This is a genomic window from Gordonia sp. CPCC 206044, assembly GCF_048537895.1.
In the GTDB taxonomy this organism is placed as follows: domain Bacteria; phylum Actinomycetota; class Actinomycetes; order Mycobacteriales; family Mycobacteriaceae; genus Gordonia.
In genome coordinates this window covers 216,896-232,457 of sequence record NZ_JBCLVL010000008.1, presented here as the reverse complement: position 1 = coordinate 232,457, position 15,562 = coordinate 216,896, and the positions used below count along the sequence as shown (strand labels likewise).

The 15,562-nt window shown below is 65.5% G+C and carries 15 protein-coding genes; 6 read left to right on the top strand and 9 right to left on the bottom strand.

The window, feature by feature from the left end; genetic code table 11:
- Nucleotides 1-73 precede the first annotated feature (73 nt).
- Nucleotides 74-1,168, top strand: a complete 1,095-nt coding sequence (locus tag AAFP35_RS15140) for an NAD(P)/FAD-dependent oxidoreductase (RefSeq protein ID WP_419222450.1) — start codon at nucleotides 74-76, stop codon at nucleotides 1,166-1,168.
- A gap of 68 nt (nucleotides 1,169-1,236) precedes the next feature.
- Nucleotides 1,237-2,268 carry an LLM class F420-dependent oxidoreductase gene (locus AAFP35_RS15135; RefSeq protein ID WP_419222449.1) on the top strand — a complete coding sequence of 344 codons (1,032 nt, stop codon included), beginning with the start codon at nucleotides 1,237-1,239 and terminating at the stop codon, nucleotides 2,266-2,268.
- A 13-nt stretch (nucleotides 2,269-2,281) separates the two neighbouring features.
- On the opposite strand, the gene AAFP35_RS15130 is transcribed toward AAFP35_RS15135, so the two are convergent.
- The 9 genes from AAFP35_RS15130 to AAFP35_RS15090 form a co-directional block, all read right to left on the bottom strand.
- A complete protein-coding gene (locus AAFP35_RS15130) occupies nucleotides 2,282-4,009 on the bottom strand; it encodes an FAD-dependent oxidoreductase (protein ID WP_419222448.1) in 1,728 nt (575 codons plus the stop codon).
- A complete protein-coding gene (locus AAFP35_RS15125; RefSeq protein ID WP_419222447.1) occupies nucleotides 4,006-4,704 on the bottom strand; it encodes a VOC family protein in 699 nt (232 codons plus the stop codon). Before AAFP35_RS15125 ends, AAFP35_RS15130 begins: the two co-directional genes overlap by 4 nt.
- The gene (locus tag AAFP35_RS15120) at nucleotides 4,701-4,967 is read right to left on the bottom strand and encodes a hypothetical protein (RefSeq protein WP_419222446.1); all 267 of its coding nucleotides are present in this window, start codon (nucleotides 4,965-4,967) and stop codon (nucleotides 4,701-4,703) included. The genes AAFP35_RS15125 and AAFP35_RS15120 overlap by 4 nt, the downstream gene beginning before the upstream one ends.
- A gap of 60 nt (nucleotides 4,968-5,027) precedes the next feature.
- Nucleotides 5,028-6,008, bottom strand: coding sequence for an oxygenase MpaB family protein (locus AAFP35_RS15115; RefSeq protein WP_419222445.1), 981 nt, complete (start codon nucleotides 6,006-6,008; stop codon nucleotides 5,028-5,030).
- Nucleotides 6,009-6,204: 196 nt separating this feature from the next.
- A complete protein-coding gene (locus AAFP35_RS15110) occupies nucleotides 6,205-7,698 on the bottom strand; it encodes a UbiD family decarboxylase (protein WP_419222444.1) in 1,494 nt (497 codons plus the stop codon).
- Nucleotides 7,695-9,302 carry a subtype B tannase gene (locus AAFP35_RS15105; RefSeq protein WP_419222443.1) on the bottom strand — a complete coding sequence of 536 codons (1,608 nt, stop codon included), beginning with the start codon at nucleotides 9,300-9,302 and terminating at the stop codon, nucleotides 7,695-7,697. Before AAFP35_RS15105 ends, AAFP35_RS15110 begins: the two co-directional genes overlap by 4 nt.
- Nucleotides 9,303-9,386: 84 nt before the next feature.
- Nucleotides 9,387-10,058: a GntR family transcriptional regulator gene (locus tag AAFP35_RS15100; RefSeq protein ID WP_419222442.1), complete on the bottom strand. Its 672-nt coding sequence runs from the start codon at nucleotides 10,056-10,058 to the stop codon at nucleotides 9,387-9,389.
- A 95-nt stretch (nucleotides 10,059-10,153) separates the two neighbouring features.
- Entirely contained in the window at nucleotides 10,154-10,972 is an 819-nt protein-coding gene (locus tag AAFP35_RS15095; protein ID WP_419222509.1) for an MFS transporter, read from the bottom strand.
- Between the two features lie 35 nt (nucleotides 10,973-11,007).
- Nucleotides 11,008-11,520, bottom strand: coding sequence for an MFS transporter (locus AAFP35_RS15090; protein WP_419222441.1), 513 nt, complete (start codon nucleotides 11,518-11,520; stop codon nucleotides 11,008-11,010).
- Nucleotides 11,521-11,721: 201 nt separating this feature from the next.
- On the opposite strand from AAFP35_RS15090, the gene AAFP35_RS15085 reads away from it, so the two are divergent.
- From AAFP35_RS15085 to AAFP35_RS15070, 4 genes are read left to right on the top strand one after another with little or no spacing between them, the layout of a single operon-like run.
- On the top strand, nucleotides 11,722-12,429 hold the full coding sequence (locus AAFP35_RS15085; protein ID WP_419222440.1) for a 4-carboxy-4-hydroxy-2-oxoadipate aldolase/oxaloacetate decarboxylase: 708 nt from the start codon (nucleotides 11,722-11,724) through the stop codon (nucleotides 12,427-12,429).
- Nucleotide 12,430: 1 nt separating this feature from the next.
- Complete coding sequence (locus tag AAFP35_RS15080; RefSeq protein WP_419222439.1) at nucleotides 12,431-13,498, top strand: 4-oxalomesaconate tautomerase; 1,068 nt, start codon at nucleotides 12,431-12,433, stop codon at nucleotides 13,496-13,498.
- A 25-nt stretch (nucleotides 13,499-13,523) separates the two neighbouring features.
- Entirely contained in the window at nucleotides 13,524-14,489 is a 966-nt protein-coding gene (locus AAFP35_RS15075) for a VOC family protein (RefSeq protein ID WP_419222438.1), read from the top strand.
- Nucleotides 14,490-14,532: 43 nt separating this feature from the next.
- Entirely contained in the window at nucleotides 14,533-15,561 is a 1,029-nt protein-coding gene (locus AAFP35_RS15070; RefSeq protein ID WP_419222437.1) for an amidohydrolase family protein, read from the top strand.
- Nucleotide 15,562: the final 1 nt, after the last annotated feature.

The window sequence follows — 15,562 nt, the reverse complement described above, 5'->3', positions numbered from 1 at the left end:
ACGCTGTCGACGTTACCAAGATCGAACCCACACACGACCGCATTGAGAGGCCCGGATGTCCTAGGCTCGCCCTGTGGAGAAGGTCGATGTCATCGTCGTCGGCGCCGGTGTGATCGGTCTCGCGGTGGGCCGGCGGCTGGCCCGCGACGGGCGTCAGGTGGTGATCTGTGAATCCGAGGATTCCGTTGGTACCCAGACGAGTTCACGCAACTCGGAGGTGATCCACGCCGGCATCTACTATCCCGCCGGCAGCCGTAAGGCCGACTCGTGTGTGCGCGGCCGCGAGATGCTCTACCGGTATTGCACCGACCACGGCGTGGCTCATCGGCGCCTCGGCAAACTGATCGTCGCGACCGAACCCGACCACCTCGGGCACCTCGAACGGATCGCGCAGCGAGCACATCGCAACGGCGTCACCGACGTCCGTGCCGTCGACGCTGACGAACTGGGCGAACTCGAACCGGACATCTCGGGAGTCGCCGCGCTGCTCTCCCCGTCGACCGGCATCATCGACGGGCACGGCCTGATGCGTTCGCTGCGGCGCGATGCCGAAGATGCCGGCGCCGTCGTCGCGGTGCACAGCACGGTCACCGGAGGTTCGGTCGGCCACGACGCGATCACCGTCGAGGTCGACGGCTCCGGCCCGGTGGCCTGTCGCACGCTGATCAACTGTGCCGGCCTGCGCGCCTGGGACGTCGCCGCATCGTTGCGTGGCTTCCCCGCGGACCGTGTCCCGCCACGTCGGTACGCGAAGGGCAACTACTACGCCCTCGCCCACGGGTCGGTGCCGTTTCGACGGCTCATCTACCCGGTGCCCGTCGACGGTGGTCTCGGGGTCCACCTGACCCTGGACCTCGACGGCCGGGCACGGTTCGGACCGGACGTGGCCTGGACGGACGAGGTCGACCTCGCCGTGGACGATTCCCTCGCCGGGGTGTTCACCGCGGCGATCCGGACGTACTGGCCTGCACTCCCCGACGACGCCCTACGGCCCGACTATGCCGGTGTGCGGCCCAAACTCAGCGGCCCCGGAGCGCCTGCGGCCGACTTCCTGCTGCAGGGGCCGGCCGATCACGGTGTCCCCGGGCTGGTCCAGCTGTTCGGCATCGAATCACCCGGTCTCACGTCGTGCCTGGCGCTGGCCCGGGACGTGGCGACGATGGTGTGATGCGGTCGGAGATCTGCGCCACTACCGCCGACGTTAGGGTGAGGAAACCGTCGGAACACAGGAGAATCATGAAACTCGGTCTACAACTGGGATATTGGGGTGCACAGCCCGCCGCCAACCACGCCGAACTGGTCACCGCCGCGGAGTCGGCCGGATTCGACAGCATCTTCACCGCCGAGGCATGGGGGTCGGACGCCTACACACCGCTGGCCTGGTGGGGTTCGGCGACCGAAAAGGTGCGCCTGGGCACGTCTGTCCTCCAGCTGTCGGCCCGTACGCCCACCGCGTGTGCGATGGCCGCACTGACCCTCGATCACCTGTCCGGCGGACGGCACATCGTCGGCCTCGGCGTGTCCGGGCCGCAGGTCGTCGAGGGATGGTACGGACAGAAGTTCGCCAAGCCGCTGGCCCGCACCCGGGAGTACATCGACATCATGCGGCAGGTGTGGGCACGCCAGGCGCCCGTCACCAGTTCCGGACCCCACTATCCGCTGCCCTTGGCCGGCGAGGGCACCACCGGGCTTGGCAAACCCCTCAAGCCGATCACCCACCCGTTGCGGTCGGACATCCCGGTCATGCTCGGCGCCGAGGGGCCCAAGAACGTCGCCCTGGCCGCAGAGATCGCCGACGGCTGGCTCCCGCTGTTCTACACACCGCGGATGGCCGACACGTACAACGCGTGGCTCGACGAGGGTTTCGCGCGGCCGGGTGCACGCCGTAGCCGCGCGGACTTCGAGATCTGCGCGACCGCCCAGATCGTGATCACCGACGATCGGGCCGCGACCTTCGAGGCGATCAAGCCGTTCCTGGCGCTCTACATGGGCGGAATGGGCAGCGAGGACACCAACTTCCACGCCGAGGTGTACCGGCGGATGGGGTACTCGGACGTCGTCGACGAGGTGACCGCGCTGTTCCGCAGCGATCGCAAGGACGAGGCCGCACGCATCATCCCCGATGTCGTCGTCGAGGACTCGGCCATCGTCGGGGACGCCGACCACGTCCGCGAACAGATCAAGGTGTGGGAGGCGGCCGGGGTCACCACCATGTTGGTCTCGCCGGGAAGCGTCGCCGAGGTGCAGCAACTGGCGACGTTGATCTGAATCGTGCCGTCGGTCAGTGAGCGTGCGCCCGGGTCAGTGATTCCAACCAGGCGTGTACAAGCGGAACCACGCTCGCACCCTCGCCACTGGCCGACGCGACCCGTTTCATCGACCCGCCTCGGATGTCTCCCGCGGCGAACAGACCGGGTTCGCTGGTCGCGAGATTCGGCGGCGGAACGTCCTGCGACCACCGATGGCGTGGCACGTCCCGTCCGGTGAGGACGAAACCGTTCGCGTCGCGTTCCACCTGCTGCGGTAACCAATCGCAATGTGGTGATGCACCCAGCAGCAGGAACAAACCACCTGCCGCACAACGTTCTTCGCCACCGGTGTGCCGGTTGCGCAGCGTGAGCCATTCGAGTCGGCCTGCGCCGCCGCCGTCGACCACCTCGGACGATCCGCACACCGTGATCCGGGGATTGAAGGCGATCTCCCCGATCAGGTACTGCGACATCGTCTCGGCGAGATCGGCGCGACGGACCACGATCGTGACCGACCGGGCATACCGCGCCAGATGGATCGCGGCCTGGCCCGCCGAGTTCCCGCCGCCCACCACGTAGACGTCCTGACCTTCCATCTCCCGGGCCGCGCTCATGGCTGCGCCGTAGTGGACACCGAGGCCCACCAGGTTCTCCAGCGGTGCGACGCCGAGACGTCGGTAGGCCACCCCGGTACTGATCAGGACCGAGCGGGCGCAGACGTCGCCGCCCTCGGTCGTCACCCGATAGGGCGCGTCCGGATCGTCGACGACGAGGCTCTGTACCGGCCATCCCGTGTAGAACCGCGCACCGAAACGGGTCGCCTGCGTCCGTGCGCGCTGAGCCAGCCTCATCCCGGAGACACCTCGTGGAAAGCCCAGATAGTTACGGATCATCGAACTCGTGCCCGCCTGACCGCCGATGGCCTCCGATTCCACCACCACGGTGCTCAGGCCTTCCGACGCGGCATAGACGGCGGCAGCCAGCCCCGCGGGGCCCGCGCCCACCACCGCCAGATCCACGACCGCGGTCACGTCGACGTCGGAGGGCCGCCCGTAGAGCATGATGCCGACGTCGCGCGGTGAGGCAGGCGCGATCACCGTGGTGCCGTCGCCCTTCAACGACTGGACCAGCGGTGAACGTGGGTCGTGTCCATCGGATCCGTGTGTGCGCGAGAACAACCGAACGGCCTCGGTCCCCTCCACGCTCTCCCGTGGATAAGTTCGGTACGGCATCCCCATACGGTCGAGGACGTCTCGCACACCCATCGTCAGCGGGGTGAGTTCGTCGGAGATGATCCGCACCACCTCGACTTCGGGAACGGCCACCGTCGCACCCCAATCGGACAGGAGTTCGGTGATGGCGTAGTGGAACTCCTCGTCGCGGGGGCCACGCGGAATGAGGAGGAAGGTGTCGAACTTGCCCTTCTGCAAGGCCGGACGCAGCGTCTCGGTCTCTGTGCCGAAGCGGCTCCAGTGGATGGCGACCACACGTCGCGCGGTCGGCACGATGCTGCGAAAGGTGGCCAATGCCTCGAGCGGACTCATGTCGGGTAGTCGGGAATCCACCAGGATCATCGCGACCGGATGCTCGTCGCTGCGCAGCCGACTCAGCAGTGTGATGCCCTCGAGTGCTGTTGCCGCGCAGGTGATGTCGTAGTCGCGCCGATACCGCTCGAACTCCGAGAGCAAGGTGTCCGCGTTCTCCGACGAGACCACGACGATGGCGGGACGGGCGCCCGCGGGCACGACGGGTGTGGTCATCTGGTCGATCCTTCGGTCGGTGCGGTGTCGTCGGCGAGCGGCCCGATCACCACGGTGCGGGTGGCCAGTGCGCGGTCGCGGACGGTGAACAGTCGGGTGCCGGGTTTGCGGCCGATCCGAACCTCGCTGACGTCGAGGCCCGACTCCTCGAGCCGACGGTGGGTGACGTCGACGTCGGGGGCCCGCCACGCGACACCCCACAGAGCGCACCAGGCCGGCTCACCGGGGGCGGCCTCGACGCCCGCTATCACCTCGATGACGAGATCGCCTGCGCGGAAGAACAATTGGCGTGCGCCACCGCCGATGTCACGATCCAGCCGGAACTCGAGATCCAGGGAGGCCCCGAAGAGGGCCAGCGCGTGGTCGCGATGTGGAGCGGTGAACACCAGATGGTCGAAACCGCTGATGTCGCACGCAGGTGCCGCGTCGGCGCCCTCGGTGTCGTCGAGCCCGACCACGCCCACCGGTTCCTCGACGGCCAGTCCGCGCCGGGTCAACAGGCGCTCGGCAGCTGCGCGATCCGACACCCGGAACGAGACACGATGGTCGACGGTGCCGTCGTGACAACGGATGGTCCCATTGCCGACCGTGTGCGGGGTCGGTGACCCGAGCAGCCTCTCGTAAGCCGCGTCGGTCGCGATGACATCGGCAGTGGCCACGTCGACGACCGCGCTCTGCGCGTCCAACCGACTCATCGCGGTGGCTTACTGGTGATATGCCAAGCTCCACAAGCGCATTCGTAGCATCGCAGATGAACCGACGGGCCGGTGCGACGCCGGATGCGCGTGATGGCGTCGCGGGCGACCGCTTGCGCGACGTATGCCTCTTTGTCGGGGGTCGGACAGATCACCGTGGGCTCGGCCGACACCATCGATCGGCGTCGGGGGGCCGGACGCGCGGCCGTGCGGGCCTCGACGTCGCGATAGAACGCATCGAGATCATCGTCGGAGAACGGCACCCCTCCAGTCTACTGGCGTGTGCCGGTCCACACCGCGCGCCGCGTGCGGCACCGCCGTGTTCAGGCCCCGCGGCGTGCGGCGACGCGGTAGGCCGCGCCGCCCTGCTCACGGCGCTTCATCGCCTGGATCTCGTCGTGGTGACGTCGGGCGTGGTAGGCCAGCGGGAAGTATGTCAATCGCTCCGGGAGCGTCCGGTAGGCGAAGCGGATCGCAGTATGAATCCGTTCGAGTTCACGCTGCTCGGAGTCGGTCCAGGTGACCCCGAGAATCTCGCGTACCCGGGGATCCATCACCCCGATGGTGGTCAGGTAGTTGAGCTTCTGCACCGGCACCGACGCGACCTTGGCCACCGAGTTCGCGAATCGGACCAGCGGCGCGGGAACCGCGCAGTCCAGGCGCGGGGCGGCCTGCATCTGGGCGACGAGTTCCAGGGCCACCGGGTGTGCGGTGAGCCGGTTCTCGACCATGTCCTCGTAGTACGGCCAGAACTCCTCGATCGTCTCGGGGTAACCGCGCATCGGAACCTGGACGATCTTGGCGATCCGCCGATTGTCCCGGAACACCTCGGCCTCTTCGTCCTCGGTGAACTCTCGGCCCAGGATCAGGGGTGCCGAGCTCAGCGACGTGGGGAACGCTGTGGCGATCACCCATTGGTACGCCTCGGGGTTCAAGGCGCTGATGTGGCGCCCCTCCGCGTTGCGCATCTGCAGTGGCCGATGCATCCGACGAAGCCGCTTGCCCTCCTCGATCGCCTCCTGGCCGCCGTACACCCAGCGGAGCACGGAGTCGATCGATCGGATGGCGCGGCCCAGCGGATCGGTCCGGAAGACCGAGTACTCACCGACGACGTCACCGATGACCGGATGCATCACCTGCATCACGAAGGCTGCGCCGTTGACCGGGAGAAAGGTGTAGCGGCCCGTCAGTTGGGCCGTCAGGGAATCCGGCGGGACGAGCTCGATCTCGTCGTCCGCGTGCGAGATCACCGGTTCGTCGGCCTTGTCGGAGGCACTGAGTGGCGACGGTTGCGTGACTGTCATGGGTGATACCTCTTCCTCCAATTCTGAGCACTCTTGTAGTCAGATTAGCGGCCGAGTGGACAGGCGTACAGCGTTTCGTCCGAATCGCGTCAGCGCGCCATCCACAACTGCCGCCGGATGACGGCCTGGACGTCGACCAACCCCAGTGCGGTCACCTGACCGTCGCCACCCCTGTCAGAGCCCGCCCACGCCACGTTCAGCCATTTGTCCAATTCGGAAGGAACTTCGCGACATCGACATCGAGGAAGGGTGCGCGGATGAATTTGTCGCGGAGTCCCCATGGCACGGTGCAATCGAAGATGACCTTCGTCGAGATGCCGTGATCGAAGTTGGTCCAGAGGAATTCCGGATCGGCTGACGGGTCGAGCGGGTGGCAGCGTACACCCGGGATCGGGATGACCGAACGCTCTGCCTGGAACCGGGTCGTCATGGCCCAGAGAACATCGTCGGTGTCGAAGATGTCGACGTCGTCGTCCACCAGGATGATGTGCTTCATCTCGGGGAAAGCGCCGAAGGCAACGATCGCCGCCTGTCGCTCGCGCCCTTGATCGTTGTGATCCCGTTTGTGAATCTGCAGGATACCGACGTACTTGCCGCCGCCGGACGAATGGGAGTAGACATTCTTGACCAGACCCGGCAACGCGTTCTCCAGCGCCTGGAGCAGGGCACCCTCGGTAGGGATGCCGGCCAGACTCACATGTTCCTCGCCCGGACCGACCAGGGTCTGGAGGATCGGGTTGGTACGGGTTGTCACGGCTTTGACCTTGACGATCGGCAGGGACGGATTGGCCACCCCGTCGTAGCCGGGAAACTCCGGCATCGCGTAACCGGTGTCGGTGTTCTGATCTTCGGCGACTCGACGCCCCGGCAGGATCTCACCCTCGATGACGATCTCGGCCGACGCCAGCGCGTATTCCTCGACCGTCTTCGCCTTGACCAATTCGACCGGCGTGCCCTTGAGTCCTCCGGCGTACTCCAGCTCGTCGAACCCATATGGCGTTGCCGGGGGTTCGAAGGAGATCGCCATGTACTCGACCGGCGAGATGCCCATCGAGATGGTGATCGGCATCGGCTTGTCCATGGCGTCGTACTTTTCGTACATGAAGCCGATGTGCCGTCCGGTCTGCATGAAGACCGAGATCTCGTCGCGGTCCTGGACGCACAGTCGATGGATCGTGACATCATGATTGCCGGTCTCTGGATCGGTACCCCGCAGAACCGCCATACAGAAATAGGGCCCGGCGTCCTCCGGCGTGTTCGTCGGGGCAGGCAGGAGCGTCCGGATGTCGAAGTCCGGGTCGGAGGCGAGGTGGACGACTTCCTGACACGGTGCCTCGTCGACGAACACCGGATCCTTCGCATGCTCCATCGCGTTGAGCATGTGCCGGCCGAGGTACTTCTCATCGGCGCCGAGGAACATCGCGATGCGCTTGCGTGCCGCCAGTACACCGACGATCACCGGAATGGCGTAACCCTTGACGTTCTCGAACAGCATTGCAGGGCCGACCCGGGTGGGGCGCTGCACCGTGCCACCCGCGCCCACCTTCTTGTAGACGCCGGCGAGTTCCGCCTCCGGATCGACTTCGACTGCGGTCGAGACGAATTGACCGTCGTGCAGTTTGAGAAGTTCGATCCCCTCGCGCAGATCGTTGATCGGGGCGTGCGGAGCCGGAGGAGTCGTATCGGTCATGCGGTTACCTTCCCTATCCACTCGACGAAATCGGCTGCATCGGTATTGGCCCCGTGGCCCTCGTCCCAGTACATGATGTGGTTCACATCGTCCCCCAGTGCCGCCAGCGATGCGGCGAGATTCGACGAGACCGTGAGCGACGTGTCGGAATCTTTCGTGCCCAACCTGATCCACCAGTGCTTGGCACGCTGCGGGTTCTGCTGGGCGATGAAGTACATCGGGTTCATCAGATGTCGCAGGCCGGGAATGTCGGCGTCGAGGTTCCTGTCACCGGTGGTCGTGTGTGCGGCACTGAAATCGGTGAAATGCCGCGCCTTGGTGGTTCCGGTACCGAAGAGGTTGTTCTCGCCGGTCGACAGGTCGAACGCGTCGAAGGCGGGCAAGGTCTTCTTTCGTGCGCCGACGTGGGTCAGGAAGTCCTGCCACGTGAACTGCGCCCTGTCACCGCGCCAGGTTATGAAGGTGTTCTGCTCGAGATAGGCCTCGCGGTCCGCGTCCGACAGCGCGGAGAGGTAGCGCGCCGCCGACGGCTGGAGGTAGGTCTCGAGCAGGTAGTCTGCGTAGTTCTGCGGGGTGAGGGCACCGAACCCGTTGCGGCCCTTGAGCTCGAGCGAAGCCTGATAGCCGACGAACAGGTCGCGCATCTGACCGGACACGGCCTGGTCGACCTGTCGACCGTCGGACATGGGATTGGTGCCCCAGTTCCATTCGTAGGCACCGTCGGCGTGCTCCAGATCGGCGATGGGACACCAGTCACCGCTCGCGAAGATCGCGTCGCTACCATCTGCGGCGCCGACCTCGTCGAGGTATCTCGAATACAACGAACTGTCGCCGGAGGCGCCGAGCAAGGCCGAGAGCGCACCGCCCGCGCTGGTGCCGGTCGACACGATCCGATCGGTGTTGCCGGGCACACGGCCGGCGTTGGCACGCAGATATCGGACCGCCGCCTTGAGGTCGACGATCGCTGCCGGCGCGGTGCCGTAATAGACACCGTTGCCATCCACCAGAGTTCGGCCACGACACCCCGGTTCGACGGCGACGTAGCCGGACGCGACCGCGAGTTGCGCCAGGTTCACCATCTTTCCGCGCGCGCCGCGCATGGCATTCCCGCCGGAGTTCACCTCGTCGCTCGACCCAGCGGGGCCGGGCATCCCGTTGCCGGGCCCGCGCGATCCGCTCGGCATCCTCCCGGCCATCGGCCCACCTGACATCGACCCGCCCACCTCGGTCGCGTCCTTGACCGACGCCGGGAGATAGCCGCCCACGGAGTTCGCGAAGACGATCGGCGCACCGGTCGCGTCCACGGATTTGCCCTCGATCGATGTCGGAACGCTGATGACAAGGCTCTGGTAGTCGGCGTTCACAGGCTTGGCCACATAGGTGATCGGTGCGAAAAAGCGGTAGGTCACCTTCTTCTCACCCGCGTCGGTGGATACGGTCGTGGTCTTCTCCTCGAATGCGTTCGGATCGAAGACCAACGTTCCATCCGCCTGCGGCGATGCAGAACTCCTATCGGACGAACCGGACGGCATCGCGCAGGCGGTGGCCAGACTCGCGGCCAATGCGGATGCTCCCCCGAGAAAGGCGCGGCGTCTGATATCCATTCACGTTCCTTCCGAACACTCGTCCCTGCGGCACGCCTTCGCCGCGGCAACATTGCAGTGCGGTGACTCTTTCTGCGGCGACTGTCAGCGGTTGCGTGTGGCCTCGACCTCACGGAGGGCGTGGATCACACTCCGGAGGTGTTCGCGCATCGCGGCCTCGGCCGCGTCGGGACGGCCGGCACAGATCGCATCGATGATCGCGATGTGTTCGGGGAGTGAGACCGTCATCCGCCCAGGATGCATGGCCAGTTTGAACTGATGCCGGACCAGCTGGCCGCGCAATCGCTCGAGGATCTCCTGAGCCGCCGCCTGCCCGCTCATCTCCCGGACGCGACGGTGCAGCTGCTGGTTGCTTCGCGAGTACGAGAACACATCACCGTTGTCGACCGCGGTGGTCATCGCGGTGCGGATCTCCGACAGTTCCCGGATGCCATCGGACGTCACCGCATCGGCGGCCTTGGCCGCACACAGCCCTTCCACGACCATCCGGACCTCGGTGATCTCGATTGCCGCATCGAGCGAGACGGCACGTACCCGCGAGCCCCGGTTCTGGATGCGTTCCACCAGACCTTGATTCGCGAGATCTTGCAAGGCCCCCCGGACGGCACTGCGACTGGCGTTGAACTGCTGGCACAGATCCGCCTCGACAAGTCGTTGATTGGGCGCGAAATCACCATCGACGATCGCTGCGCGGATCAGATCCATCGCCGCATACGGGTCTTTCACGATCGCGCCGTCGTCGGTCGCCGTTGGCATCGCAGAACACCTCCCGATATCGTCAACAATTTTGTCGCCGACACTACCAGTTCACTCCTTGACGCGACCATTTTCGGCAAGCTGCCTTTTCAGGGTCAGTGACCTGCCGGAACGTCGGATGCTGCGAGCGGGACCGCACTCGACCATCGTGATCGATCGAGTCGGGTGATGACCAGCAAGGCCATGACAGCCACGCCCGCTGCGATCGCGAATGCGAAGAATCCCCATTGTGGCGCTCCGGCGGCGATCAGGACGCCGCCGAGCCAGGGCCCGAACACTGCTCCGAAGCGACCGATTCCCGACGTCCAGCCGATGGCGGTGGCTCGGTAATCCGTTTGGCTGTGTGCGGCAACGGATGCGTACACCATCGTCTGGGCACTGAAAAGCCAGGCGCCGGTGAAGAATACGACGATATAGGTGGCGATCACCGGCATCTGCATCGACATGACGAGGATGCCGGCACACGTGAGCCCGAACCACACCAGCGCCACGACAGTCGGGCCGATGCGGTCGGCGATGCGCCCGGCGATCGGGAATCCGACAATGCCACCGAGGTTGACCACCAACAGGAAGGCGAGCGCGGAACCGAGTTCGTAGCCGTTCGAGCGCATCATCACCGGCAGCCATGTGGCGAAACCGTAGACCAGCAGCAAACCTGCGAACGACGCGATCCAGAAGAGCAGCGTGGTCGTGCTCCGCGGTCCATCGAACAGTTCGCGAAGGCTGTGCCAGACCGAATTGACCGCGCGCCGCGGCGGAAGGTCGACGGCGACGTCGTCCATGTCGATGCCATGCCGGATCGCGAGCTGTCGCGCCTCGACGGTACGACCGCGGGCGGTCAGGAAGCTGAGTGATTCGGGCAGGTATTTGATCATCGGCACCACCGCCACCACCAACGGGAGGGCGCCGAGCAGGAACAGGAAACGCCATCCGTGACTGTCCAGGAAGGTCAGGCCGAGAAGGGTCGCCAGGATCCCGCGGCCTGATGAGCTGTCATCAGCAGGGCGACCATCAGGTTCGCGCGCTGCACGGGTGCGTACTCGATGACCAGCGAGATTGCGGTGGGAATCAACCCGCCGAGCCCCAGCCCGGCGACGAGGCGGGCCCCGGCGAACCACTCGATGTTCGGCGCGAGCGCGCACACCAGCGAGGCAAGCGAGAACAAAGCAACACCGCCGATCAGCGTCCACCGCCGACCGACGCGATCGGCGATGGGGCCGGCCGCAAGTGCCCCGATGAGCATGCCGAAGGTGGCGACGCTGCCGACATCACCGGCGGTGGCGGCGTCGAGGCCGAAGGCGGTGTCGTCGAGCATGTGTGGCAGAACCGCACCGTAGACAAAGGTGTCCATTCCGTCGCACAGGATCGCGAACCAGCAGAGACCCAGAACCAGTACGGCCAACCGGTTGCGCGCACCTGTGATGGTCGCGGGCGTCGCAAGGCCTGAGGCGATTCCCGTCATTCGAAACTCCTTGTCACCGGGATGTCGCGAGCAGTGATGTAGCTCACGTAGGCACCGACTGTACGGTTTCGGCACCAAGATGCGCAATGGTTTTGGTGTAGAAAATGTTGACAATTTTGGTTGCACCTGGCCTACTGAATATGCAGACGTGACGCCGCACACACTCGGGCATCACGCTGCGCACCGGAAAGGAGAAGACCCGTGAAAGACCCGGTGATAGTCACCGACATCGTGCGGAGCCCCCTCGACGCCGTGCAGGCCCTCGCGAAGCACGGAACCGCCACGGTGCATGAGGCCATGGGCCGCGTCGGACTTCCCGGACCGCAGTTCCGGCCCATTCAGAACGGCGCTCATATCGCCGGCAATGCGGTCACGGTGTTCAGCTGGCCGGGCGACAATCTGATGATCCACGCCGCGATCGAGCAGGTGGAGCCGGGCGACGTCCTCGTGGTCACCACCAACTCCCCCTCGACCGACGGGATGTTCGGCGAACTGTTCGCGACCGCTCTCCAGGTCCGCGGCGTCCGTGGCCTGGTGACCGAAGCGGGCGTCCGCGACGTCGCAGACCTCCGTGACATGGGTTTCGCCGTGTGGTCGACCGCGATCTCCGCGCAGGGCACGGTGAAGTCCACCCCTGGCGCCGTGAACATCCCCATCACACTCGGCAATGTCACGGTCTCCCCCGGCGACGTAGTGGTGGCCGACGACGACGGAGTGGTCATCGTTCCCCGAGGTGACGTCGAGGCGACGCTGGCCGCGTGTTCGGCGCGCCTCGACAAGGAAGCCGCATCGCGTGAGGCATTTCGCAACGGGCAGTTGGGACTCGATCGATACAACCTGCGACCCCTGCTCGATTCACTGGGCGTGCGGTATGTCACGCAGGCCGACTACCTGGCCGAGGATCGCTGAGATGATTGCCGTCCGGTGCATGCTGATGCGCGGTGGAACCTCCAAGGGCGCCTATTTTCTCGCATCCGATCTGCCTGCGGATGCCGCTGAGCGCAACTCCCTCCTTCTGCGGGTCATGGGCTCCCCGGACCCCCGGCAGATCGACGGGATCGGCGGGGGTCATCCGCTGACCAGTAAAGTCGCCGTCGTCGGACCATCGTCGCGGCCTGACGCCGACGTCGACTACCTGTTCCTCCAGGTCGCGGTCGACCAACACGTGGTATCCGACAGTCAGAACTGCGGCAACATCCTCGCCGGCGTCGGACCTTTCGCCGTCGAACGTGGATTGGTCGAATCCATCGACGGGCAGAACGAGATCCGGATTCACATGGTCAACTCCGGCGGCCTGGCCACCGCGCGTTTCGCCATGGACGGTGGGACCGTCACCTACGAAGGTGACACGGAGATCGCCGGAGTCCCCGGCACCGCGGCGCCCATCGCCATAGAGTTCGCCGACACCGCCGGATCGACCTGTGGCGCATTGTTTCCCAGTGGGCGCGTCGTCGACGAGGTGGACGGCGTCGCGGTCTCGTGTATCGACAACGGCATGCCGGTCGTGCTCGTCGCCGCCGCCGATCTCGGCCTCTCCGGAACCGAATCACCCACGGAACTCGAGGCTGACGCCGAACTCGGCGAGCGGGTGTCGTCGATCCGACGTTCCGCCGGGAAACTCATGGGTTTCGACGATGTCTCCCCCCTCACTGTCCCCAAGGTCACGCTGGTCTCGACCCCCGCCTCGGGTGGCACCTTGAACACCCGCACCTTCATTCCGGTGCGCTGCCACACCTCGATCGGTGTTCTCGGCGCACTCACGGTGGCCGCGGCCGCCCGCATATCCGGGACCGTGGCCCACCGCGTCAGCACATCTGCCGGCGGTCCCGTCCGCATCGAGCATCCCACCGGATTCTTCGACTGCGACATCGCCATCGGCACGAAACCCGACGGCACCACCATCATCGAACGGTCTGCCGTCCTCCGGACGGCGCGAAAACTGTTCGACGGCATCACTTTTGCCGCACCCTCCCGCTGAACTCACCGCATCAGAAAGCTGCATCATGGAAAACCTCGCCCGCTTCGACATCGCCCATCTCGGTCATGTCGAGTTGCTGACACCCACCTTCGACGAGAGCCTGTGGTTCTTCACCGACCTGCTCGGCATGCGTCAGGTCGCCACCGAAGGCAACAGCGCGTATCTGCGCTCATGGGACGACTACGAGCACCACACCGTCACCCTCACCGCACACGAGACCTCTGGTGTCGGAAAGCTCAGCTACCGTGCCTCGAGTCCCGAGGCGCTCGAACGCCGGGTTGCCGCGATCGAGGCGGCGGGACTCGGGCTGGGCTGGGGCGAGGGCGAGCCCGGCATCGGGAAGACGTATCACTTCACCGATCCAGACGGCCATCAGATGGACCTCTACTGGGAGACCGAGAAGCTCACGCCTCCCGCCGAATTCGCGCCGAAGCTGAAGAACCAGGCCGAACGCTACCCGGGCGCACCGGCGACGGTCCGGCGGCTGGACCACATCAACTATCTCGCAAAGGACGTCGAGACCAACGGCACGTTCCTCCAGGAGGTCCTGGGCGGCCGGGTCACCGAGCAGATCCGACTCGACACGGGAAACATCGCCGGCCAATGGGTCAGCTTCACCAACAAGACCTACGACGTCGTCTACACCGGCGACTGGACAGGCAGCAATGGACGGTTGCACCACGTCGCCTTTGCCACCGACACGAGGGAAGACATCCTGCGCGCCTGCGACGTCTTCCTGGAGAACGGGGTGTTCATCGAGACCGGTCCGCACAAGCATGCCATCCAGCAGACCTTCTTCCTCTACGTCTGGGAACCCGGCGGCAACCGGATCGAGTTCTGCAACCCCGGCGCACGCATGATCCTCGACCCGGACTGGGAGGTCATCGAGTGGAGCGAGGCCGAGCGCGCCAAGGGACAGGCCTGGGGACTCAAGACCATCGCGTCGTTCCACACGCATGGCACCCCACCGGTCCACGAGCCCGGGTCCTGAGCAGCAGACAGGCTCTGTCCCATCCCGATCCCAGGAGTTGACAGTGATCATCGACATCCACGGCCATTACACGACGGCTCCGAAAGCCCTGGGCGAATGGCGGGATCGGCAGATCGCCGGCCTCGACAATCCCGCGATCACCCCCGATCCGTCGACGTTGCGCATCACCGACGAGGAGATTCGCGACAGCATCGAGACCAACCAGCTGCGACTGATGGACGAGCGAGGGATCGATCTCACGATCTTCTCCCCCCGCGCGTCGTTCATGGCCCACCACATCGGTGACTTCCAGGCCTCTTCCCGCTGGGCTGCCATCTGCAATGAACTGTGCCATCGGGTCAGTCGACTCTATCCGGGCCGATTCGCACCGGCCGCCATGCTCCCCCAGTCCCCGGACGTGGACCCTGCCACCTCCGTCCCGGAGCTGATCAGGTGTGTCGAGGAGTTCGACGCCGTCGCCATCAACCTGAACCCGGACCCGTCCGGGGGGCACTGGACGGCGCCGCCGTTGACCGATCGGCACTGGTATCCGATCTACGAGAAGCTGGTCGAATACGACATACCCGCGATGGTGCATGTCAGTACGAGTTGCAACCCGGCCTTTCACACCACCGGCGCTCACTACCTCAACGCCGACACCACTGCCGTGATGCAGTTGATCCAGGGCGACCTGTTCGCCGATTTCCCCACTCTGCGAATGGTGATCCCCCACGGCGGCGGAGCCATACCCTACCACTGGGGACGCTTCCGAGGCCTGGCGATGGCGATGGACAAGCCGCCGCTCGAAGAACTCATACTGGGGAACGTCTTCTTCGACACGTGCGTGTATCACCAGCCCGGCATCGATCTCCTGCTCGACGTGATCCCCACGCGCAACGTACTTTTCGCCTCCGAGATGATCGGCGCAGTGCGTGACATCGATCCGCGCACCGGCCATCACTTCGACGACACACGCCGCTATGTCGAGCATGCCGACCTCGATGAAGCGGATCGAGTGGCCATCCTGGAAGGCAACGCACTCGCCGTCTATCCGAGACTCGATGCCCACGTGACGGTCTCGCCGGTAGGGTGAG